Below are 21,882 nucleotides of genomic sequence, written 5' to 3'. Positions count from 1 at the left end.
GAACTACCCTCAAGGCGGTGGAATCCGACTACGACGAGCTGGACCGCCGGCTCGTGCACGCCCTGCAGGTCAACGGCCGGGCCCCTTTCAGCGCGATCGCCGACGTTCTCGGCGTCGCGGATCGCACCGTCGCCCGCCGGTACGCCCGGTTGCGGTCGACGGGAGCGGTGCGGGTGCTCGGCGGGGTCGACCCGACGGCACTGGGCGCGGTGCTGTGGTTCCTGCGGGTGCGCTGCGCGCCCGCCGCGTCGCTCCCGGTCGCCGAGGCGCTGGCCCGGCGCCCGGACACGTCCTGGGTGAGCATTTCCTCCGGCGGCACGGAGATCACCTGCACGGTCCGCACGGAGAGCGAAGCCGACAGCGAGGCGCTGCTGCTGGCGAAGCTGCCGCGCACTCCGCGCGTGGAGGGCGTGACCGCGCACTCCGTGCTGCACGCGTTCTACGGCGGCCCGGACAGCCTGGTCGCCAAGCTCGGTTCGCTGGACGAGGCGGCGATCGAGCGGCTGCGCCCGCCCCCGGTGCCCCACCGGCCGGGGCCGGTGCGGCTCGACGACGGCGATCGCCGTCTCCTCGCCGCGCTGGCCGCCGACGGCCGGACCGAGCTCGAGCGGCTGGCCGCGGTGACCGGCTGGTCGCCGACGACGGTCCGGCGCCGGATGACCGAGCTGCGCGAACGCGGTGTGCTGTACCTGGACATCGACGTCGACGGAAGCATGTTCGGCGTCGGCTCGCGAACGCTGCTCTGGCTGTCGGTCGCCCCCGCGCACCTGGAAGAGGCCGGTGCGGCACTGGCCGGGCACCAGGAAATCGCGTTCGCAGCCGCGACCACCGGGCCGACGAACCTGTACGCCAGCGTGGTGTGCGCGAACCAGCGGGAGCTGTACCGGTACCTGACCACCCGGGTCGCCGCGCTGCCGTCGATCACCCACGTCGAAACCGCGCCGGTGATCAAGACGGTCAAGCGGGCGGCAAACTCTACAGTGGACAGTCCGGCCCTGGCTTCCCGGCCGCGCGAAGGATTTCACCGATGACCGCGGGCAGATCCGGTTCCGCGTGCCGGTGCGCGGCCCGCGCGTAGTAGCGCGCCCGGGCGACCTCGAGCGGCACCACACACCGCACTTCCACGACAGGCCCCGGCAACTGCGCCACCAGCGGCCGGGTGTAGCCGAACCAGGTGCTGTCGATGACCGCCCCGGTTCAGCGACGCGCCACCCGGAGAGCGGCCAGGACGGCCGCCCGCCCCAGCCGCCGCGACTCGTCCACCGTCCGGGGACGCCCGAGGCCTTCGGCGAGCGCTTCCTTGATCTCGTCCTTGGCCAGTACGGGCAATCCCAGCCGCGGCCCGAGTGCGGCCGCCAGCGTGCCTTTGCCCGCTCCGGGCCAGCCACCTACCAGCACGAACATGATTTGCTCGCCGCCGCTGCCCCCGCGGGCCGCACGCAGAACCCGTTGCCGTCCGGATCCGCCAGGATGACGATGCCGTCGTCGCGGGTGTCGAGCCGAGTGGCGCCGAGGGAGGTGAGTTCGTCGACCGCGGCGCGCTGGTCGCCGTCGTCCGGAAGCAGTTCGAAGCGCTGCTGGTTCGGCGTCACCGGAGTGCCGTCCCAGGTGTCCCAAGCGATTTTCGTGCCGCCGTGCGGTGACTGGATCGCGGTCTGCTCGCCACGGTCCCACACCAGTGTCCAGCCCAGCGCTTGGCTCCAGAACGTGCCGACCTGCCGGGAGCCGGCGCAGGTGAGTTCGCCGAGCGGGCCGCACCCGGCGAGGTAGTCGTTGCCGGGCTCGATCACGCAGAACTCGTAGCCCGCCGGGTCGGCGAGGACGACGTGCGTCTCCTCGGGTCGTTGGCCGACGTCGAGGTGGTGGGCGCCGAGCTTGATCGCCGTGGCCACGGTCTGCCGCTGGTCGTCGAGGTCGGAGCTGGTCAGGTGCAGGTGCATCCGGTTCGAGCCGAGCCGGCCGGGGCGGCCCGCGACGAACCGCAGGCCGAGCTGGGTGTCGTCGCCGGGGAGCAGCAGACCGCCGAAGTCTTCGATCGGCTCCCGGTCGAGCAGGCCGGCCCAGAAGCGGGCCGCTGCGGCCGGGTCGTCGGTCTCGAAGGTCACCGCCAGCAGTCGCATCACCGGAAGGTAGACACGGTCTCGAGGCGGCGGCAAATCATTATGCCGTGCGGAAGTCCTCCCCGGCCCACCGGCGGACCGCGAACCGGCTGCCGTCGCGACGGACCTCGGCCGCGCCCGGCCCGGCGAAGTGGGCGGGGACGACGAGCTCGCCGGTATCGGCTGCGCGTTCGAGTACCGCGTGCCGGGTGCCGGCAGCCCGCCGCGGGTCTTCGCAGAAGCAGCTGCTGTGCTCCGGGGCCACGATCTGGGCCGGGCTGTGCAGCAGGTCTCCGACGAACACCGCCCGCTGGCCGCCGGACGACAGGCGCAGGACCGACGAGCCCGGCGTGTGGCCCGGGGCGGCTTCGAGGGTCAGGTTCCGGTCGATGCGGTGGCCGTCTTCCCACAGCTCGGCCCGGCCGAGCACGGGCGCGACGCTGTCGGCGTAGACCAGCAGGCTGCCTTCGCGGCGGAGCTGCTCGTGCGGCGTGCGCGGCGCGGGACGGCGGTGGGCGTTGGCCGGGTGGAAGTACACCTGGTCGACGCGGGGGATGAGGTAGGTCGCGCGGGGGAAGGTGGGCACCCAGTCGCCATTGCGGAGCTCGGTGTTCCAGCCGACGTGGTCGTAGTGGATGTGGGTGTTGACCACGACGTCGACGTCCTCCGGCCGGACGCCCGCCGCGGCCAGCCGCTCGAGGAACGGGGTTGCGAGGTGGTCGAACAGGGGGATCTGCGGCCGGTTCCGGTCGTTGCCGACGCCCGTGTCGACCAGGATCACCCGGCCTTCGCTGCGCAGCACCCAGGTCTGCACCGCACCGCGGTAGCCGCCGGTCTCCGGGTTCCAGTGGTCGGGGGCGAGCCAGCCGGCGTTGCCGGTCCAGAGCTCCGGTGGGCTGCCGGGGATGATCGTCCGCGCCGGGGCGATCTCGCCCTGCCACTCGACGACCTTGGTGACTTCGACTTCGCCGATGTGCATGCCGCCACGCTAGGACGCCCGGCTGAGCGTTTCCATGCGTGAACTGCTCGCCCTGATGCTCGATCGTCTCAGCGCTACGCTGTCGGCGTGGACGTGCTGAGTGACGCGATCGCCGCGGTGCGGGTCGGGCAGCCGACGTCGAACCGGCTGCAGGCCGGTCCGGACTGGTGCTACCGCTTCGCGCCGTACGACGGCGCGGGCTTCCACGTGCTGCTGCGCGGCAGCGGCTGGCTGCTCCCGGACGACGGTGAACCGGTGGCGCTCGCCCCCGGTGACGCGGTCCTGGTGCCGCACGGCCGCGCGCACGTCCTCTCCTCGACGCCGGACGCGGCCGGCGCGGTGCCGTTCGAGACGGCGGTGGCCGAGCCGGCGGGCCGCACGGAGTTCCTCTGCGGCAAGTACCGGCTGTTCCACGCGCGGCGGCACCCGCTGCTCGCCGGCCTGCCGGAGCTGGTCCACCTGCCGGCCGAGATCGGACGCCACCCCGAGCTGCGCGCGGCGATCGACCTGCTCGGCGGCGAGGTGAGCGAGCGGCGGCCGGGCTCGGCCACGGTGCTCACCGGCCTGCTGGACGTGCTGCTGGTCTACCTGATCCGCGCCTGGCTGGCCGACCACCCGGGCACGGGCTGGCCGCAGGCCTTGCGGGACCCGGAGGTCGCGGCCGCGCTGGAAGCCCTGCACGAGCACCCCGAAGCGCCGTGGCGGATCGAAGACCTGGCCGCCAGGGTCGGCCTGTCCCGGGCCACCCTGGCCCGCCGGTTCACCGCGCTGACGGGCCGTCCGCCGATGGCGTACCTGACCTGGTGGCGGCTCACGACGGCGGCCCGGCTGCTGCAGGAGACCGACCTGGCGCTGCCGTCGATCGCCGCGAAGGTCGGCTACACCTCGTCCTTCGCGTTTTCGCACGCCTTCAAGCGCCACTTCGGTGCCGCACCGGGCGGTTTCCGGGGCGGCGACCGGACTTGATCGCCGCCGGTGCCGGGGTCGCCGCCGGGCCGGCTGTGGCCGGGCTGGCACACTCGGGCGGTGCTCTTCGGATACGTCCTCGCCGTGCTGGCCGCCATCGCCTCGGGCAGCGGCTCCATCCTGGAGTCGGCCGGGGTCCGGCGGGCCGGCGCCTTCGGCGGCTCACCCCAGGACCTGGTCGCGCTGCGCCGGCAGCCGCTCTACTTCCTCGGGGTGGGGGTCGACCTGCTCGGGTTCGTCTTCGCCGCGGCCGCCCTGCACCGCCTGCCGCTGTTCCTCGTCCAGTCGGTCCTGGCGTTCAGCGTCGGCGTGACCGCGACGATCTCCGCGATCCTCGGCGTCCGGCTGGCGGGTGCCGGCTGGGCCGCACTGGGGGTGGGGGCGACCGGGCTGGTCCTGCTCGGCCTGTCCGCGGATCCGGGCCCCGCGCGCCTGCTGCCGCCCGGGTGGAAACTGCTGCTGGTGGGGGTGGCGGTGGTGATCGCGGCGATCGCGTTCACCGCCCAGCGCGGGGACGGCCGCTGGACGCCGATGGTGCTGGGGTTCTGCGCCGGGCTGGGGTTCAGCACCGTCGGGGTCGCGGCGCGGACGCTCGACGTGTCCGGGCCGGTCTGGCGCCTCGCCCTGGAACCGGCGCTGTGGGCGATGATCGCCAACGGGCTGGTGGCGGCGGTGGCGTTCGCGATGGCCCTGCAACGCGGCCGGGCGACGGCGGTCACCGCGATCATGTTCACCACCAACACGGCGGTGTCTTCGCTCATCGGCGTGGTGGTGCTGAACGACCGCGTCCGCGAGGGCTTCACCGCCGCGGCGGTGGCGGGGTTCGTCCTGGCGGTCGCCGGGGCGATCGGCACCGCGCACTACGCGGCCGCCCACCGGACGGAGCCCAGTACGGCCGCCGCGTGAACCAGTCCCTTGTGGACTGCAGCCAGTGCGGAACTCAAGGCCATGTTCGTCCGTTCGACGGTGCACCGCACGGTGGTCCGCGCACTAGGCTCCGCCTCCATGATCGAGGACGACGTCCCCGCCGATCCGGTCGCCTTGCGCCGTCCGGCCTACCTGGCTGACCTGGCCGGTGGCGTGGACCGGTTCTTCGAGCCCCGCCGCACCAGCTGTCCGTGGTGTGCCTCGGAGGCACTCAGTGCCCGGGTGCGCACGACGGACCTGCTGCAGCACAAGCCGGGCCGGTTCGTGCTCGACGAATGCCGGGACTGCGGGCACGTCTTCCAGAACCCGCGGCTGAACCCGGCCGGGCTCGAGCTGTACTACCGGGACTGCTACGACGGGCTCGGCGAACAGAACATGACCGGGATGTTCGAGAGCAACCGGGCGGGTTACCGCTCCCGGGCCGAGCTGGTCCGGGACACCGGCGCCGCGGGCGAGTGGCTCGACGTCGGCATGGGACACGGGCACTTCTGCCAGGAAGCCGCCGCGGTGCTGCCCGGTGTCGCGTTCGACGGTCTCGACCTCGGCGACGCGGTCGAGCTGGCGCGCCGGGAGGGCCGGATCCGGACCGGTTACCAGGGCTCGTTCGTGGACCTGGCCGAGGACCTCGCCAGGCGCTACGACGTGGTCAGCATGTACCACTACCTCGAACACACCACGGACCCCCGGCGAGAGCTGGCGGCGGCGGGAACGGTGCTGCGGCCGGGCGGCCTGCTGGCGATCGAGCTGCCCGATCCGGAATGCCGCTGGGCGGGGGTGCTCGGCCGGTGGTGGATGCCGTGGCTGCAGCCCCAGCACCTGAACCTGATGCCGATCGGCAACCTCCGCGCGGAGCTGGCGGCCCACGGGTTCACGGTGGTCGCCGAGCAGCGCGGCGAGCCGCACGCCGCGATCGACGTGCTGGCCGCCGCGCTCATGGTGGTCAACGCGCTGACCATCGCCGGGGAGGACCTTCCGTGGCGGGCCACCCCGCCGGCACGGTGGCGGCGGATCCTGCGCAAAGCCACGTTCGTCGCGTGCGTGCCGGTGTTCGTGCTGGCCTCGCTCGTGGACCGGATCACCGCGCCGCTCGTCCGGCGGCGCGGGTGGTCCAACGCCTACCGGGTGGTGGCCCGCCGGGACGCCGGTTAGCCGTCCGGGAAAGCCTTGGTGCCGAACTCAGCCGGACACCGCGCTGTTGATCGCGCCGAAGTCGACACCGCCCTCCAAAGCGGTGTAAGTGCCGTGTTCGAGCAGTTCGGCCGCGGCCCGCTGGGCGACGGCGTAGGCGGCCTGCGCGATCGCCGTGCCGACGCTGATCCGGCGGACGCCGATCGCGGCCAGCTCCGCGACCGTCGGCGCGCCCGGCCACACCATGACGTTGACCGGCAGCGGGCTCTCCTTCACCAGTACCTCGAGCGTGTCCAGGTCGACCAGGCCGGGCACGAAGAGGCTGTCCGCGCCCGCGGCGGCGTAGGCGCCCGCGCGGGTCAGGACGTCGTCCAGCCGGCCCTCGGGTGCGCCGATGCCGAACAGGTGGACGTCGGTGCGGATGTTGAGCCACAGCTCGGGCAGGCCGGCCGCCGTCGCCGCTTCGCGGGCGGCGCGGATCCGCTCGGCCTGCGCCGGGGCGTCGAACAGCGGGCCGCCGGGGGCGGTCGAATCCTCCAGGTTGATCCCCACCGCGCCGGCTTCGACGACCGCGCGGACGGTGGCCGCGACGTCGTCGTAGCCGCCCTCGATGTCGGCGGTCACCGGGACGTCGACGACCCGGACGATCCGCGCGACCAGCGCCGCCATCTCCTCGCGCGTCAGGCCGTGCCCGTCGGGGCGTCCCGCGGACCAGGCGACCCCGCCGCTGGTGGTGGCGATCGCCGGGGCGCCGGCCCGCGCGATGAGGGCCGCGCTGGCGGCGTCCCAGGCGTTCGGCAGCACCAGCGTGCCCTCGTGCAGGGCACGCAGTTCCTCGGCGAGTTCCCGCCGGTTCGTGGACATCCGTTCTCCTTCTCGGTGGTCAACCGGCCGATGTGGACACACCGGCGGCGATCAGGTGGGTGGCGGCGAAGGCGCGCCAGGGGTGCCAGGCGGCGGGGTCGAGTCCGCGCGACGCCGTCCCGAGGGTGAGCCCCGGGAAGGCGTCGGCGTGGCCCAGCCGCAGCGCGATCGCCTGGGCGGTGGTCGGCTCGATGCCGGGCACGGCGGTCAGCGCCGCGGTGCAGCCGGCCAGGCTCGCGCTCGCGTCGAGCAGGTGCTCGTCGGCGGCCACCGCGGCGGCGAACGTGCGCAGCGTCCGCTCGGTCGCCGCGGACAGCCGGGCCCCGGTCAGGTCCGCCTTGGCCAGGGTCGCGGCCGACGGGAACAGGTGGGTGAGGCCGTGTTCCAGGCCCGGCACCGGCCGGCCCGCCGCCTCGACCAGCCCGGCCAGCTGCCGCCGCACCCGCGTGCGGCCGCTGTGCTGGCCGAGCACGGCCGCCACGGCGATCTCGAAGGGCCCCCACGCCCCGGGCACCCGCAGGCCGGGCCGGGCGCGCAGCAGCGGGCCGAGCACCGGGTCGGCGGCGAGCGCGGCTTCGGCCGGTGCCGGGTCGGCGTCGACGCCGAACACCCGCCCGACGCGGTCGACGACGTGGATGAGGCCTTCCCAGAACGGCATGTGCGCGGTGAGCAGCAGGTGGTCGTCGCCCCCGCGCGTCACCTCGATGACGCCCGCCTCGCCGTCGAGGCTGATCGTGCGGCGGTAGACGCCGTCCCGCACCGACTCCACGCCGGGGACCGCGCGCTCGGCCAGGAACGCGCTCAGCGCCTCCCAGTGCAGGGGCGGCGAGAACGGCAGCCGCATCACCAGCCCGCCGTCCGCGGCGAGCCGGTCGGCCTTGCGGCGCCGGTTGCGCAACTCGACCGGGGAGGCGCGGAAGACCAGCTTCATGTCCCGGTTGAACTGGCGGAGGCTGCCGAACCCGGACGCGAACGCGATGTCGGCGACGGTCAGGTCGGAGTCGTCGAGCAGGCGGCGCGCGAAGTGCGCCCGCCGCGAGCGGGCCAGCCCGTCCGGCGTCACGCCGAGGTGCTCCCGGAAGAGCCGGCGCAGGTGCCGCGGCGACACCGCCAGCCGCGCGCCGAGGGCCGCCTCGGTCCCGGTGTCCAGCACCCCGGCGATGATCAGCTGCACCGCGCGGCAGACCAGCTCCGGCGCGTCGGCGGCGACCGGGCCTGCCACGCGGTACGGGCGGCAGCGCAGGCAGGCCCGGAACCCCGCCGCCTCGGCCTCGGCGGCCAGCTCGAACGTCTGCACGTTCTCCGCGAGCGGCTTCGCCCCGCACCCGGGACGGCAGTAGATGCCCGTCGTGACCACGGCCGAGAAAGTCGTCATGCCCTCAGGTTTAGGGGATCCGGGGCGGCCGGCGCTAGCCGGATCCGGACATGACCGTTCCCCGTTCCGGGCTACGCGACGAACAAGTACGCGCGGATTTCGTTGGAGTTCTCGACCCGCCAGCTGAACTGGGTGACGGTGTTCTTGGGGCACGCCTTGGCGAGCGGAACCCGGCTCTCGCCGTTGCCGGCGAACGCCTTGATGTAGGCGCACTTGCCGTCCGCTTTGGTGTCCTTCACCCAGCCGCCGATGGTGATCCCGCCCGATGCGCAGACCAGGTTCCACGCCGCCTGGCCGCCGTCGACCGTGACGTCGTCGAACTGGGCTCCGCAACCGGCGAGGATGGTCGCACTCCCCGCCGAGGGGTTTTCCCCTGCTGCCGCCGGGGCGCCGACCGCCAGGCCGAGTGCGGCGATCCCGGCCGTGGTGAGCGCGATCTTCGGCAAATTCTTCATTGTTCTCCCTCCGGCTGTTTCGGCCTCTGGTGGCGCACCGCCACGAAGCCCAGCATGGACCGGTGCTCCGTGACCGGCCATTCCCTTGCACCTGAGCGGAAACCCGCTGGTCACGCGGGATCGTCGGCGGCGTGGCCTGCGGTTTGAAACGTGGCGGCCGCTCCGTCCGATGGACCTGCTGGGAGAGCTCGCCCGGGGAGACGCGGCCTCCCCGCGGAGGCAGACGATGTTGCGGATTCACTTCGAACCCGAGGACCTCGCTCGCACTCGGGTGGCCGGTGGCGTCGATCCGGTTTGGGAGATGGTGTTCAGCCGGCTCCGGCTCCACGAACGGGACAGGAAACCGGTGTTCGAGCCGTGGGTACGGCGGGTACGCGGTGCCGAACAGGTCAGGGAAATCAAGGCCGGACTGCAGATCCTGCGCACGCTGAGCCCGCTCGGCCCGTACTTTCCCGACTTCCTCACGCCTCCCGAGGGCGCGCTGGGGCTGAAACCGGCGATCGACGCCATCCGTGCCACACCGCGCAGCCGGTTGCGCCGGGAGCTGCAGCTGCTGTCGGCGAGCGCGCCGCTGCCCGGGTGGGTGCACTCGCTGGCCGCCGGGGACGCGGAACTGCTGGAAAACCTCGGTGACGCCCTCGCGGCCTACCACCGGGTGGCGATCGAGCCGCACAGCGATTGCATCGACGCGGCCATGGAGCTCGATCGGGCCCACCGGTCCAGAGTGCTGCTGGACAGCGGCGTCGAAGGGCTGCTCCTGAGCATGCGGCCGCTGATGCGCTGGCGACCGCCGGTGCTGGAGGTCCACTACGACATCGATCGCGACCTGCGTCTCGGCGGCCGCGGTCTGCTGCTGGTGCCGTCGTACTTCTGCCGGCGCGTACCGATGGCCTTGGCCGACCCCGGCCTGCGTCCCACTTTGGTGTACCCGGTCAACCACGACTACGTCTGGAAGTGCCCGCTGGCCGCAAGCCGCTCTTCGGACCGGGCGTTGGCGACCTTGCTCGGCTCCACCCGCGCCGCGGTGCTGATGGCCGTCGGCAACGGGGCGACGACAACCGAACTGGCGCACCGGCTCGGCACGTCGCTGTCGTCCGTCAGCCGGCACACGGGGGTGCTCCGGGACGCCGGGCTCATCTCGACCTGCCGCGAGGGCGTGGCGGTGCTGCACACCAAGACGCCGCTGGGCGCGGCCCTCCTCGGATCCGGTGCGCTGACGGCGTCCCGGTCCGCCGGATGACCACGGCGCTCGGCGTCGAGACCGCGACGCGGCCGCCCGGAACCTGGCCGGCGGCTGCGGCCAGGACCGGTCCGGCCAGGGGGGTCAGTACGGGTTGCGGGTGCAGATGTGGTGCGCGGTTCCGTGAGCGCGGGGGGTGAAGCAGGCCACGGACCACTGGTCGGCGTCGTTGAGCATCATCGACCACATGGAGTTCGCCCCGTTGAGGTAGTCGGTGTTGTAGGGGTACTCCACGTCGAACGAGCTGTCCTGGTAGGACGTGTTCGGGTTTCTCTTGACCCACAACGTGTCACTGCGCTGGAGGCCGAACGCCCTCGCCCAGACGGTCCGGCACCTCGGGCTGTACCGCAGCTGGATCGTCACTCCCCAGAACGCCAGATCGGCGTTCTCGTTCGGGCCGATCGCGTCCACCGTCCGCGCGTCGCCGGAGCACTTGTACCAGTTGGCCGGCCCGCCCGGCGGGTGCACCACGAAGGTGTTGGGGTTCTCGTTGTCGCACGCGCTGCCGCACCAGTCGTCCGGGGAAGCCTGTGCCGGTGTACTGACGAACAGCGAGGTCAGCAAAGCGACCAGGACGGCGATCACTTTCGTTCTTCGCATCGGTTTTCCTCTCCACAGGTGGTCTCGGGGCCGGAGGGCGCCAGGCTGCCAGCCCACCCGGCGTACGTCGAGGCCCTTGCCGTGAGCGGAAACAGGTGCACTGTGGACTCGCCCGGCCGAAGATCTTCTCCGGCGCTCACCACGTGATCAGGAGCCGCCGGAGTCCTCGGGTCAGGCTCTCGGGCTGCCACGCCAGCTCGTCGTCCCGCTCGGCCACCTTCAGCCCGGGCGTCCTCGTCACCAGAGCGTGCAACGCGACCTGAAGTTCCATCCGCGCCAGCGGCGCGCCGAGACAGAAGTGCGCACCCCGGCCGAACGACAGGTGACGGGCCGCCTCGCGCCGGGTGACGTCGAACCGGTCGGGGTCGGGGAAGACGGCCGGATCCCGGTTGGCCGCGTTCACCACCGGGAACACCGTCGTGCCCGCTTCGACCGTCCGGCCGGAGAATGCCACGTCCTCGCGGGTCATGCGCGGCTGGCCGGCGTGTCCCAGCGCGACCACCCGGAGCAGTTCCTCGACCGCGTTCGGCACCAGGTCCGGCTCCGCCACCAGGCGGCTCCACTCGTCCGGGTGGCGGGACAGCAGCAGCACCGACTTGGCCAGCTGCGCCGTGGTGGTCTCCTGGCCGGCGCCGACCAGCAGCATCACGGTGATCAGCAGTTCGGCTTCGCTGAGCCGGTCGCCGTCCTCGTCGTGCACCTGGGTCAGCTCGGAGAGCAGGTCGTCGCCGGGATCGTGACGCTTGCGCTCGATCAACCCGAGCAGGTGGGACGCGGCGACGGCGCCGGTCGCCGCGAACGTCTCCTGGTCGAACGCGGTGGTGATGGACATGGCTTCGATGAAGGCGAGCAGGGGCCCGCGCTCGTCGCGGGCGATGCCGAGCAGTTCGCAGATCACGATGCCCGGCAACGGCTCGGCCAGCGCGCTCACGAGGTCCGCCGTCGGTCCGGCGGCCAGCATCCGGTCCAGCAGGCCGGCCGCGATCGTCTCCACCCTCGGCCGCAGGAGTTCCACGGTGCCGGCGGTGAACGCCTTGGCCACCAGGCGACGCAGCCGCGTGTGGTCGGGCGGGTCCATGTTCGGCATCATGTCCGGCGACTGCAGGCCGGGGACGATGGTGGGGGCGTCCGGTGTCGCCAGTGCGGCGCGGCTCATCCGGGGGTCGGCCAGCGCGCGCTGGACGTCGCCGTAGCGGGTGACCAGCCGGACCTCGTGCCCGCTCGCCAGCCGGACCCGGGGCACCGGGTCGGTGTGCAGCAGCCGGATCGCCTCGGCGGCCGGATCGGTGGAGGGCGGTGTGTCGAACGGGAACAGCGGTGGTCGGCCGGGCGCTGCCATCGCGCCAGTGTGATCCGGTTCCCGCCGGGCTGTAAAGGCCGCTGGGCAAGGCTTTCCCGCCGGGGCATCCTGGTGGTATGCCTGACCGGCCCGGGGTGCGCAACGTCGTCAACGGCGACGTGACGGGGACCGTCGTGCAGGCCGGGACGGTCGTCATCGCCCGGGAACGGCCGGCGCCTCGGCAGCTGCCCGCCTCGCCGGCGCGTTTCGTGGGCCGGGCCGGCGAGCTGGCCGGCCTGGCCGACGGGCCCGGAGTGCACGCGATAGCCGGGATCGGCGGCATCGGCAAGACGTGGCTGGCGGTGCAGTGGGCCCACGCCCACCGCCACCGGTTCCCCGACGGCCAGCTGTTCGTGGACCTGCGCGGGTTTTCGCCGGACCCGCCGATGGCGCCCGCGGCGGCCGTCCGGGGGTTCCTCGACGCTCTCGGCGCCGTCGACGTCCCACCCGATCCGCACGCCCAGGTCGCGCTCTACCGGAGCCTGACCGCGGACAAGCGGCTGCTGGTGGTCCTCGACAACGCCTTCGACGCGGCGCAGGTGGAGCCGCTGCTGCCCGGCGGGTCCGTGGGCACGGTGCTGGTGACCAGCCGTCGTCGGCTCAGCTCGTTGACCACCCGGCACGGCGCCCGGCACCTGGGACTCGGCGTGCTCGGCGACGCCGAGGCCCACGAGCTGCTGGTCGCGCGGCTCGGGTCCGACCGGGTCTCCGCGGATCCCGCGGCCGCGCGGCGGATCGTGCAGCGCTGCGCGGGACTGCCGCTCGCACTGGCGATCGTGGCGAGCCGCGGCCAGCTGTCTCCCGAACTGCCGCTGGCGCGGATCGCCGAAGAGCTGGGCCGGCTCGACGACGAAGACCCGGCCACCAGCGTGCCTGCAGTCCTGTCGTGGTCGCTGCGGGCGCTGACCGGGACGCAGTCGCACGTCCTCGGGCTGCTCGCCGCCGCACCGGGCCCGGACATCGGCGGCGCCGCCGTGGCGAGTTTGGTCGGCTCGGTGGCCGAACTGCCGGCGTTGGAGCACCTGTGCCTGCTGGACAGGGGAGCCGGTGGCCGCTACCGGCTGCACGACCTGATCCGGGCCGAGGTCCGCGTCGAGGACGTCGAGGCGACGCGGCGCGTGCTCGACCACTACCTGCACACCGCCCACGCGGCCGACCGCCTGCTCCAGCCGTTCGGCGCGCCCGCGGTGCTGCCGCCGCTGTCGCCGGGCTGCCTGCCGGAGGCACCCGGCGGCATCGACGCGGCGCTGGCCTGGTTCGACGCGGAACACCAGTGCCTGCTCGCCGCGGTCGACGTCGCCGCGGCGCACGGGTGGGGCGAGCTCGTCTGGCACCTGGCGCGGACGCTGACGACCTACCACCACCGGCGTGACGACCCCGACGCCGACGTCCGCACCTGGGGGCTCGCCCTCCGCGCGCGGACGTCGGGTCCGGCCCTGATCACCTCCCACCGGCGCCTCGGCGAGGCGCTCACCCGCGCCCACCGGGGATCCGAGGGCCTGGTCCACCTGCGGGAAGCCGTCATCCTCGCCGAGCGGTCCGGGGACCTCTACCAGCTCTCGCACACCCACCGCGCCCTCGCCTGGGCGCTCGGCCGTCAGGACGACAACGCCGGGGCCCTGCGGCACGCCGAGGAGAACCTGCGCCTGTCGCGGGAGCTCGGGGGCGGCACCATCAGCGAAGCCCACGCCCTGAACGCGGTCGCCTGGTTCACGGCCCGGCAGGGCGACCTCGACCGGGCCCGCTCGTTCGCCGAAGCCGCGCTGGCCCTGCACCCCAACCCGGAAGGCGAGGCGTCCGGCCGCGAAACCCTCGGCTACATCGAGTACCACGCCGACCGCCCGGCCCGGTCGGTCGAGCACTACGAGCGAGCGCTCGCCCTGCGCCGCGCCCACGGCTACCTCCGGCACGTGGCCGGCACCCTGGACCGGATGGTCCTGCCGTTGCGCGCGCTGGGCCGGGACGAGGAAGCCGAAGCCCGGGCCGCGGAGGCGACGGAGCTGTTCGCCCGGCTCCACGGACAGCCCGGGTGACCGGACCGCGGTCAGTCCGGGCAGAACTTGTTCCTTGGGGATCGGTCAGCCGGCGAGCTCGGCTCTGACCGGGTCAATCCAGGCAGAACTCGTTGCCTTCGGGATCGGTCATGACGATGAACCCGGCGCTCAGCGGCGGCTCGGGCTCGGAGCGGCGGACCCGGGTCGCGCCGAGGGCGACCAGCCGGCGGCACTCCGCTTCGAGCGCCGCCATCCGCTCGTCGCCCTCCAGGCCGGGTGCGGCGCGGACGTCGAGGTGGACCCGGTTCTTCGCGACCTTGTCCTCCGGCACCTGCTGGAAGAACAGGCGTGGCCCCGCACCCTCGGGATCTTCGACGGCGGAGCTGCTGGTGCGCCGCTCCTCCGGCACCCCGACCCGCTCGAGGAACTCGTCCCACGCGGCGAAGGGATCGGCGCCCGCGGGCAGCTCGACCCCGGGCGGCGCGGGGTGGACGTAGCCCAGCACCTCGCGCCAGAACGCCGAAAGCGCTCGCGGGTCGTGGGCGTCGAAGGTGATCTGGACGTGTCGGCTCATCGAGGTGGCTCCGTTGGTCGTCGGGCTGAGGTGACCCACCTTGCCACCGGATGCGGACAGCTGCGGTCCTCGATTCCGCCGTCAGAGGTCCAGGACGACGTCGTCCTGCGGCCGGGCGCAGCAGACGAGGGCTTCGTCCGGCGCCGGCGGTTCGAGCGGGTCGGGGTCGTACCGCACGTGGCCGGACAGCACCGGGGTCACGCAGGTGTGGCAGACGCCGGTGCGGCACGACCAGCGCGTCGGTACGTCGCACGCTTCGGCGAACTCGAGCAGGCTGGGGTAGCGGTCGCTCCACGGCACGGTGAGCCCGCTCCGCGCGAACGTGACCGCGGGGCCCGGTCCGGTCGCGCCGTCCGGGAGGTGCGGGGGCTTGCGGACGACGCCGGTGAGGCCCGGGTTGATCGCGGACACGCCGCCGAACAGTTCACTGTGGACCCTCGCCGGGTCGAAACCCAGTGAAACCAGGGATTCCCGCGTGGCCGTCATGAAGGCGTCCGGTCCGCACAGGTAGACCGTGCCGTCGACCGGCAGGTCCGCCAGTGTCTCGCGGGTCAGCCGGCCGTGTTCCGCGGTGTAGTGGACGTGCTCGTGGCCGTGCGGAAGGCTCGCCAGCAGCTGGTGCGCTTCACCGGCGAACGCGTGTTCGGCGGCGGTCCGGGCGGTGTGCAGCCACCAGACCTCCCGTGCCGTCCGGTTCGCGGCGAGGGCGTGCAGCATGGCCAGGACCGGCGTCACGCCGATGCCCGCGGAGACGAGGACGACGGGACGGTCGTCCTCGGTCAGCACGAACTCGCCCCGGGGTGCCGCGACGTCCACGACCGCGCCGGCGGCCAGCCGCGCGTGGAGGTAGCTGCTGACGACGCCGTCCCGTTTGACGCTGATGCGGTACTCGCGGTCCGAGGGCGTGGCCGACAGTGAGTAGCTGCGGACCGGTGCCGGGTCGCCGGCGCCGGGAACGCGCAGGGTGAGGTACTGGCCCGGCTCGGGCCGGGGGAGCGGCGCGCCGTCCTCGGCGGCCAGGTGGAGGGAGACCACGGTCGTGCTCTCGGGCACCACGCGGGTGACGCGCAGCGGCCGGAACCCGCTCCAGCCGCGGGCCGCCGGTGGTTCCTCGGCCAGCAGGTCCCGGAACGATCCCTGCCAGCCGGGACTGAGCGCCGGGATGTCGAGGGCCTTGCGCAGCGTTTCGCGGTCGCGGCCGGGCAGGTAGAGGAGTGCGTCGACGTCCGCGACGCTCAGTTCGTGCCGGCCGGTCCGGGTGCGGACGATCTCGTCGCCGGCCTGGACGTGGCCTTCGGTGATGACCCGCAGGTAGAAGCCGGGCCGGTGGTGCGCCACCAGCAGGGAGGGCATCCGCGGCTCGCCCAGGCGCATCCCGACGCGGAAGCACGTCACGCGCGGCTGGGTGACCTCGAACTCGGCCTCGCCGATGCGGTACCGGTCGCCGATGTGCACTTCGTCGTCGGGCAGGCCGTCGACGGTGAAGTTCTCGCCGAACTGGCCGTCCTCGAGGTCGTCACGGCCGAGGAACCGCCGCCAGTGCTCGTAGGACTCGCGCTGGTAGACGAGCACCGCGCGGTTCTCGCCGCCGTGGCCGCCGAGGTCACCTTGGCCGTCGCCGTCGATGTTGAGCCGCCGGACCATGCGGCGGCCGTCGACCGGGTGCTTGAAGATTCCCGTGTGGACGGTCCGGCCCTGCCAGGGCACGTCCCGGGGCAGTCCGACGCTCAGTGACACCAAGCGGGCCATGGTCGTCTCCTTCAGTCCGCGGCGGTCCGGGTGCGCCGGTAGTGCCGCCGGGCCTTCATGCGGTTGCCGCACACGGCCATCGAACACCAGCGGGCGCTGTTGGGTTTGCTGTGGTCGATCAGGAACAGCCGGCATTCCGGGTTGGCGCACGGGCGCAGCCGGCCGGGGCTCGACTTGGCGAGCGCGTCCCAGGCCAGCGTGGCACGGGCGGCGGCGGACCGGCCGGCCGGGAGGTCGAGGACCCACTCGACGCCGTCGTCGCCGAAAGCGGCCCGGTAGCTCACGCCGTCGACGAACCGCGCAGCCGCCGCCGGGGAGGTGTCGCCGCGTACCGCGGCCTGCAGCGCCGAGCGGGCGTCGAGCAGGGTGCGGAGCTCGTCGTCGGTGGCCGGCTGCCCGTGGGCGGCGAGCCACTCCCGGCCCGCCCGGGGGTCGGCGAGGTCGTCTTCGGCCCGGCCGTCCCGGACCGGGGTGGTGTTGAGCAGGTCGAGCAGCAGTGTTTCGTCGGTCGTCGCCAACCTAACCTCCAAACTCATGCTTGACAGGTTACAGTAGCCGGTGCTTCCCTGTCTAACCATGAAACGTAGTTTTGAGGGTTAGGAGGACGTCATGGGATTGGCCTGGCAGCAGGGACCACTGGCCGCGCGGGCGGTGGGCCACTTCCTGGTCGAGCAGCCGCTGCCCGAGCGGCTGCTGTTCGCCGAGCCGCTGCGGCGGCGGATGCGCGTGCGGTTCGGCGGCGAATGGGTGGCCGACAGCGAGGACGTCGTCCTGCTGCACGAACCCGGTCGTTACCCGGTCGCGTACTTCCCGGTCGCCGACGTCCGCGAGGACGTGCTGGTGGCCGGGAACCGGACGACGACCCACCGCGAGCTCGGCCCGGCCGAGTGGTTCACCGTGCGCGTGGCCGGCCACGAGGCACCGCGCGCGGCCTGGCGCCACACCGGTCTCCCCGGCCACGCCGACGTGCTGCGCGACCGCGTCGCCTTCGCTTGGCGGGCGATGGACGCGTTCTACGAAGAGGACGAGCGGATCGTCGGGCACGCGGCCGACCCGTACCACCGCATCGACATCCGGCAGACGTCGCGACACCTCGTCGTGCGCGACGGCGACCGCGTCGTCGCCGAGACGACGCGCCCGGTCGTGCTCTACGAGTCGGGGTTCGCGCCGCGCTGGTACGTGCCGCGCGAGGACATCGACCTCGCCGCGTTGACGCCGGTCGAGGGCGAGACGTTCTGCCCGTACAAGGGGCTGGCCGGCTACTTCGACATCGGGCCGGGCAAGCGCGCCGCCTGGTCGTACCCCGAGGCGTGGCCCGAGGTCCAGCGCGTGTCGGGGTTCGTGTCGTTCGAGCCGGATCTCGTCGACGTGACCCTCGACGGCCGCAAGCTGGCGCTCGAACCGGGCCAGACGGTCACCCCGCACGGCATCGACCGGGGCCTCGACCCCGGCGAGCTGCGTTCGCCGGTTCCGGGAGGGAACTGAAATGGCTTCAGTGGAGGGCCGCAGGATCCTCGTCATCGGCCGCGGAAGTGGCATCGCGAGGGCGGTGACGTCGGCGCTGCGGACGGCCGGGGCGCAGGTCGTGGCGGCCGGGCGGGACCGGCCGGCGCTGGCCGAGGCCTACGACGACCCGGGTGTCGAGACCGCGTACGTCGACCTGACCGACGAGACCGCTGTCGGGGCACTGGCCGAAGAGCTCGGCCGGGTCGACCACGTCGTGTCGACTGCGTCGGCCCGGGCCCGTGGCACGGTGGCGGAACTCGCGCACGACGTCGTGCGCCGGTCGTTCGACGTGAAGGTGCTCGGGCCGCTGCTGCTGGCGAAGCACTTCGCCCCACGCCTTCCCGCCGACGGCTCGTTCGTGTTCTTCTCGGGTTCGTCCGCGCGGAAGGCGGTCGCCGGCATGCCGGCCGTCGGGGCCACGAACGCCGCGGTGGACGCGCTGGTCCGCGGACTGGCGGTGGAGCTGGCGCCGCTGCGGGTGAACGCGATCTCGCCGGGCACGGTCGACACCGGGGCCTACGACGCTCTCGGCGAGCAGAGGAAGGCCGAGTTGTTCGCTGCCCGCGCAGCCACGAGCCCGGCGCGGCGCATCGGACGTCCGGAAGAAATCGCCGAAGCGGTCGTCTTCGCGCTGGGAAGCTCTTTCCTGACGGGGGTTTTCCTTGCCGTCGACGGCGGTGAGCCGCTCGTCTGAGCTATTCGCCGTCGCCGGTGTCCTGCGGGGTGCGCGCGGACCTGATGTACTCGCACAGGTCCTCGAAGTCCCGGTCCTGCCGGAAGTACTGCCGTCTCGCGTCCCGGAACACCTCCGGGATCGCTTCGTCGACACTCTCGTGGTCGTGGAGTTTGAGCACGAGGACGTGGGGCTCACCCGGCCGATCGACGTCCAGGTTGAGCAACGAGTCGAGGCCGCGGCTCGCCCACTCGGTGGCGTTGAGGTTCGCCGTCGCGCACAGGAGCAGGAACCGGCCGGTCATCAACCCCTTTTCGATCGCTTTGCGCGTCGAGTCGTCGGGTTGCAGTTCCATGTCGTCGTAATAGGCTCTGATCCGGTGCTCGGCCCACAACCGGTTCTTGAGCTCCAGGACGGCCTGCCGGTCCTCGCCGGCGTGACACAGGTAGACGTCGTATTCGTACTCGGGTGGCACCCGCCCCACCGCGCTCTCGAGCGTTTCGTGAAGCTCTTGACGCAGCTTGAGGGAGAGCCGGCCGACACCTCGGGCGCCGATCCACAGCACCATGATCGGCTCGTCGACGCGCTCGTACGTGCTGGCCTGCTTGGCGAAGACCTTGGGCACGTCGACCCAGAGGAGGGGACATTCGGCGCCGGAGAGCGTCGCCTTGACCGGCGTCTGCGACCGGACGCTCCCCGACACCAGGATGAACACGCCGCGCTCGGGGTCCATTTTGGTCAGTTCGGCCGTCACGTGGGCGATCTCGAGGGTGAGGCCCCCGTCGGCCACCGTGACGAGTTCGGTCTCGGGCAACAGGGCGCGGACGTTCGCCTTCCACGGCTCGAGTCCGCTGTCACGCGGGGAACTGAGGGCGGGAGCGACACTGAGCGGCCCGCGCCGGCCGGAGCCGAGGAGGTACCGCGCCACCTGGATCGTGTGCTGCACCACGCGGTCCAGGAGGAACCGGTGCCATTGCCGGGCGGCGTCCCGGACCGCTTCCTTGTCCGCGTTGGAGAACCGGTCCTGGACCTCCTCGCCGATGAACGACAGGAGCGCCACGTCGCTCATCGCGACCAGGTCGGCCGTCCGGGTGCGCTTCAGGACAGTCGCCAGTTCGCCGACGATTTCGCCCGGCAGGTGCACGTGCTTCGGCTCGGCCGTGCCGCCGTACCCCTTGCCCTCCAGGTTGTACACCCCGACCTCGCCGTGCAGGATGACGAACAGGGACTCGCCGGGGTCGTTGACCTGGCAGATGATGTCTCCGCGCGCGCGTTCGACCAGGTGGCCGAGCTTCAACATCGCGGTCAGCTCGTCCGGTCTCAGCAGTTCGAGGAAACTCCGGTTCTCGAGGGTGTCGGACTTCAGGAGCCGCGAAGCCTCTTCGAGATAAGGCTCGATCTTCTCGTCCGCAGCATTCATCTGCGAAATTCTCTTCGCGTAGTAGAGGGCTTCCCAGCCGTTTCCCTCGGCGAGGCTCTCTTTCAGAGAATTGTAGTCGTCCTGTTCGCCTTCGGGCCATTTGGACGACACGCCGTCGAAAGACATCAAGGAGAGCAGTTGCCGGGTGGTCGTGCGATCCACGCGAAGACGTTCGTTGTGGAAGGAGACGCTCAGAGCGATCAAGGTCGAGCTGATCCCGCGCCGGAACGCGTCGGACACCACGATGCCGTCGCCGGTGGCCTGCCGGATCAGCCACCCGGCGAAGTTGATCCCGGCGCCGACGGCCTGCACGCGGTCGTCGGCGCCGACGATGGTCGCGACCTTGCCGACGTGGCCGGTGATGCGGAGCGGGATGCCCTCGTCGTGGGCCCACGACCACAGGTCACCCAGGAGCAGGACGACGTCCACGTGCCAGTTCTCGCCGAAGAAGATGACATGGCCGCCGTCGCCACCGGAAGACCACACGACCTGTCTTCCCGCACAACGCCGGATCGTGTCGGCCACGATCTTGTTGATCGCCGTGACCCGGCGTACCTGGTCTCCGCCGTTCGTGGCGGAGTGCCCGAGGATGTCGCAGGACACCACCGCGACCTCTTCGAATTCCACCGCTTCGGGTGGATTCCCGGAGATCACCGGATCGTCGATACGCTCTGCCGTGTTGCCGGTCGAGCTGCGGCCGCCTGCAAGTGCCCGATCGGCGGCGAGCAGCTGGGCCAGGTCCTCCCGGCCGATCTTGTTCAGCGCATCCGGCAGGAGGTCTTCCTTGCCCCGGTCGACCAGCCAATCCCGGATCTGGCGCGGCTCGTTGCCCGGCCGGAAGGCCCGCTTGTCGCGCGCCGGGATCTCCAGGATGTCCGCGAGGTCCTCCCAGCTCTCGCCGAGCCGGCCGTAGAACTCCAGCAGCACCTTGCCGTTCACGGCCGGTCATCCCGCATGAGCCGGGCCAGATCATCCCGGCCGACTTCGCCGAGCACGTCGGGAACCAGCGGGAGCTTGCCGCGGGCGTCCAGCCATTCCCAGAGGTCGCGGGGTTCGTTGCCCGGCCGGAAGCGCGCCGTTTCGTGGGCCGGAACCTCGAAGAAGTCCGCCAGTTCCACCCAGCTGTCGCGCAGGCGACGGCAGAACTGGATCTTCACGGTGCCGGGAAAGGTGCGCGGAACCGCAACCGGCGTGGCCTGCGGGCGTTCCGGTTCCGGCTGGATCGCCGCGTTCCGCAGCAGCGCGACGGCGAACCGGGCAGCGGACTCAGCGGCGTAGGCGTGCCAGTCGTCGCCCTTGGCCGGATCGGCGAAATCGCTGACCGCTTTGACCATCAGGAACTCCGGGTGGCCGCGGTAGGCGGCGATCCCGGCGCCGAACGCCTCCATCTCGAGCCCGACGGCCTTCGGCCAGGCCTTCCGCAGTTCCGGGACGGTGGTCTCGTCCGCCACGATTTTTTCGCCCGAGAACACCGGGCCGAAATGCACGCACGGAACGACGCGGCCGCCGTGCCCGTCCGGCCGTGACGCGGCGACGTCCAGCGCCCACTCGCGGGGCGCCAGCCCGCGCGCCGCCTGCAGGAGCTTCCAGCTCGGCTGGACGACCTCGTACCGCCGCTCTACCTCGTGGGGGCGCACCTTCGCCCGCTCGTAGGCGACGATCTGGTCGGGGACCACGACGTCACCGAGACGAAGATCCTCACCGGCTTCCTCGATGCCGGCCGAGATGCCGACCAGCAGGAGGTAGGCGGGGTTCCAGACGCTGATGGCCAGCGTTGCCGCCTGGGCGGAACTCGCATTGCCCATGCCGCCCATCGGAAACGCCAGTACGGTCAGTGCTCCCACCCGGCCGACGCGCAGCGTCTGCCCCTGCCACGAGTGGTCGGTGCAGTCGCCCAAAGCGCGCACCACCGCGGCGTCCTCCTCGGGGAGCGCCGTGAGGATCACCGCGTCGGCGTGGGCGACGGCCATCTCGCCAGACTATCGCCTGCCTCA

The 21,882-nt window shown here is 72.4% G+C and carries 21 protein-coding genes; 8 read left to right on the top strand and 13 right to left on the bottom strand.

The window, feature by feature from the left end; all coding sequences use genetic code 11:
- The first annotated feature begins 17 nt into the window (after nucleotides 1-17).
- On the top strand, nucleotides 18-1,031 hold the full coding sequence (locus HUT10_RS13100; protein WP_176171457.1) for an Lrp/AsnC family transcriptional regulator: 1,014 nt from the start codon (nucleotides 18-20) through the stop codon (nucleotides 1,029-1,031).
- Between the two features lie 166 nt (nucleotides 1,032-1,197).
- Here HUT10_RS13100 and HUT10_RS50905 read toward each other — a convergent pair whose 3' ends face one another.
- From HUT10_RS50905 to HUT10_RS13085, 3 genes are read right to left on the bottom strand one after another with little or no spacing between them, the layout of a single operon-like run.
- Entirely contained in the window at nucleotides 1,198-1,404 is a 207-nt protein-coding gene (locus HUT10_RS50905) for a hypothetical protein (protein WP_254896852.1), read from the bottom strand.
- Complete coding sequence (locus HUT10_RS13090) at nucleotides 1,389-2,120, bottom strand: VOC family protein (protein WP_176171456.1); 732 nt, start codon at nucleotides 2,118-2,120, stop codon at nucleotides 1,389-1,391. The genes HUT10_RS50905 and HUT10_RS13090 overlap by 16 nt, the downstream gene beginning before the upstream one ends.
- A gap of 40 nt (nucleotides 2,121-2,160) precedes the next feature.
- Nucleotides 2,161-3,078 carry an MBL fold metallo-hydrolase gene (locus HUT10_RS13085; protein WP_176171455.1) on the bottom strand — a complete coding sequence of 306 codons (918 nt, stop codon included), beginning with the start codon at nucleotides 3,076-3,078 and terminating at the stop codon, nucleotides 2,161-2,163.
- A gap of 87 nt (nucleotides 3,079-3,165) precedes the next feature.
- Here HUT10_RS13085 and HUT10_RS13080 point away from each other — a divergent pair, with 87 nt between their 5' ends.
- The 3 genes from HUT10_RS13080 to HUT10_RS13070 all read left to right on the top strand — a co-directional run bounded on the left by HUT10_RS13080 (nucleotide 3,166) and on the right by HUT10_RS13070 (nucleotide 6,120).
- Nucleotides 3,166-4,044, top strand: a complete 879-nt coding sequence (locus HUT10_RS13080; RefSeq protein ID WP_176171454.1) for an AraC family transcriptional regulator — start codon at nucleotides 3,166-3,168, stop codon at nucleotides 4,042-4,044.
- A gap of 60 nt (nucleotides 4,045-4,104) precedes the next feature.
- Complete coding sequence (locus HUT10_RS13075; protein ID WP_176171453.1) at nucleotides 4,105-4,950, top strand: hypothetical protein; 846 nt, start codon at nucleotides 4,105-4,107, stop codon at nucleotides 4,948-4,950.
- A gap of 99 nt (nucleotides 4,951-5,049) precedes the next feature.
- Complete coding sequence (locus tag HUT10_RS13070; protein WP_176171452.1) at nucleotides 5,050-6,120, top strand: class I SAM-dependent methyltransferase; 1,071 nt, start codon at nucleotides 5,050-5,052, stop codon at nucleotides 6,118-6,120.
- Between the two features lie 27 nt (nucleotides 6,121-6,147).
- Here the strand turns inward: HUT10_RS13070 and HUT10_RS13065 are convergent, their stop codons facing one another.
- From HUT10_RS13065 to HUT10_RS13055, 3 genes are all read right to left on the bottom strand, one after another.
- Nucleotides 6,148-6,963, bottom strand: a complete 816-nt coding sequence (locus HUT10_RS13065; protein WP_176171451.1) for an isocitrate lyase/phosphoenolpyruvate mutase family protein — start codon at nucleotides 6,961-6,963, stop codon at nucleotides 6,148-6,150.
- Nucleotides 6,964-6,982: 19 nt separating this feature from the next.
- The gene (locus HUT10_RS13060) at nucleotides 6,983-8,338 is read right to left on the bottom strand and encodes an AlkA N-terminal domain-containing protein (RefSeq protein WP_176171450.1); all 1,356 of its coding nucleotides are present in this window, start codon (nucleotides 8,336-8,338) and stop codon (nucleotides 6,983-6,985) included.
- A 71-nt stretch (nucleotides 8,339-8,409) separates the two neighbouring features.
- A complete protein-coding gene (locus tag HUT10_RS13055) occupies nucleotides 8,410-8,793 on the bottom strand; it encodes a hypothetical protein (protein ID WP_176171449.1) in 384 nt (127 codons plus the stop codon).
- Nucleotides 8,794-9,139: 346 nt separating this feature from the next.
- On the opposite strand from HUT10_RS13055, the gene HUT10_RS13050 reads away from it, so the two are divergent.
- Nucleotides 9,140-10,033, top strand: a complete 894-nt coding sequence (locus HUT10_RS13050) for a helix-turn-helix transcriptional regulator (RefSeq protein WP_254896851.1) — start codon at nucleotides 9,140-9,142, stop codon at nucleotides 10,031-10,033.
- An 84-nt stretch (nucleotides 10,034-10,117) separates the two neighbouring features.
- Here HUT10_RS13050 and HUT10_RS13045 read toward each other — a convergent pair whose 3' ends face one another.
- Together HUT10_RS13045 and HUT10_RS13040 are read right to left on the bottom strand one after the other, a co-directional pair.
- Nucleotides 10,118-10,633, bottom strand: a complete 516-nt coding sequence (locus HUT10_RS13045) for a DUF2690 domain-containing protein (RefSeq protein ID WP_176171447.1) — start codon at nucleotides 10,631-10,633, stop codon at nucleotides 10,118-10,120.
- A 136-nt stretch (nucleotides 10,634-10,769) separates the two neighbouring features.
- Nucleotides 10,770-11,972, bottom strand: coding sequence for a cytochrome P450 (locus HUT10_RS13040; protein WP_176171446.1), 1,203 nt, complete (start codon nucleotides 11,970-11,972; stop codon nucleotides 10,770-10,772).
- 77 nt (nucleotides 11,973-12,049) lie between these two features.
- Between HUT10_RS13040 and HUT10_RS13035 the strand changes: the two genes are divergently transcribed.
- Complete coding sequence (locus HUT10_RS13035) at nucleotides 12,050-14,005, top strand: NB-ARC domain-containing protein (RefSeq protein WP_176171445.1); 1,956 nt, start codon at nucleotides 12,050-12,052, stop codon at nucleotides 14,003-14,005.
- Nucleotides 14,006-14,078: 73 nt separating this feature from the next.
- On the opposite strand, the gene HUT10_RS13030 is transcribed toward HUT10_RS13035, so the two are convergent.
- From HUT10_RS13030 to HUT10_RS13020, 3 genes are all read right to left on the bottom strand, one after another.
- The gene (locus tag HUT10_RS13030) at nucleotides 14,079-14,540 is read right to left on the bottom strand and encodes a VOC family protein (RefSeq protein ID WP_176171444.1); all 462 of its coding nucleotides are present in this window, start codon (nucleotides 14,538-14,540) and stop codon (nucleotides 14,079-14,081) included.
- A gap of 81 nt (nucleotides 14,541-14,621) precedes the next feature.
- Nucleotides 14,622-16,289: an MOSC and FAD-binding oxidoreductase domain-containing protein gene (locus HUT10_RS13025; protein ID WP_176171443.1), complete on the bottom strand. Its 1,668-nt coding sequence runs from the start codon at nucleotides 16,287-16,289 to the stop codon at nucleotides 14,622-14,624.
- Nucleotides 16,290-16,300: 11 nt separating this feature from the next.
- Complete coding sequence (locus HUT10_RS13020; RefSeq protein ID WP_176171442.1) at nucleotides 16,301-16,825, bottom strand: CGNR zinc finger domain-containing protein; 525 nt, start codon at nucleotides 16,823-16,825, stop codon at nucleotides 16,301-16,303.
- A gap of 73 nt (nucleotides 16,826-16,898) precedes the next feature.
- On the opposite strand from HUT10_RS13020, the gene HUT10_RS13015 reads away from it, so the two are divergent.
- Both HUT10_RS13015 and HUT10_RS13010 read left to right on the top strand, forming a co-directional pair.
- Nucleotides 16,899-17,774 carry a DUF427 domain-containing protein gene (locus HUT10_RS13015; RefSeq protein WP_176171441.1) on the top strand — a complete coding sequence of 292 codons (876 nt, stop codon included), beginning with the start codon at nucleotides 16,899-16,901 and terminating at the stop codon, nucleotides 17,772-17,774.
- A gap of 1 nt (nucleotide 17,775) precedes the next feature.
- On the top strand, nucleotides 17,776-18,489 hold the full coding sequence (locus tag HUT10_RS13010) for an SDR family oxidoreductase (protein ID WP_176171440.1): 714 nt from the start codon (nucleotides 17,776-17,778) through the stop codon (nucleotides 18,487-18,489).
- A 1-nt stretch (nucleotide 18,490) separates the two neighbouring features.
- Here HUT10_RS13010 and HUT10_RS13005 read toward each other — a convergent pair whose 3' ends face one another.
- On the bottom strand, nucleotides 18,491-20,827 hold the full coding sequence (locus HUT10_RS13005; protein ID WP_176171439.1) for a cyclic nucleotide-binding domain-containing protein: 2,337 nt from the start codon (nucleotides 20,825-20,827) through the stop codon (nucleotides 18,491-18,493).
- Nucleotides 20,824-21,858, bottom strand: coding sequence for a 5'-methylthioadenosine/S-adenosylhomocysteine nucleosidase (locus HUT10_RS13000; protein WP_176171438.1), 1,035 nt, complete (start codon nucleotides 21,856-21,858; stop codon nucleotides 20,824-20,826). The genes HUT10_RS13005 and HUT10_RS13000 overlap by 4 nt, the downstream gene beginning before the upstream one ends.
- Nucleotides 21,859-21,882: the final 24 nt, after the last annotated feature.

This window comes from Amycolatopsis sp. Hca4 (genome assembly GCF_013364075.1).
GTDB lineage: Bacteria > Actinomycetota > Actinomycetes > Mycobacteriales > Pseudonocardiaceae > Amycolatopsis.
Note: the sequence above shows the minus strand (reverse complement) of the source record. Positions and strands in the feature narration are given on the sequence as shown.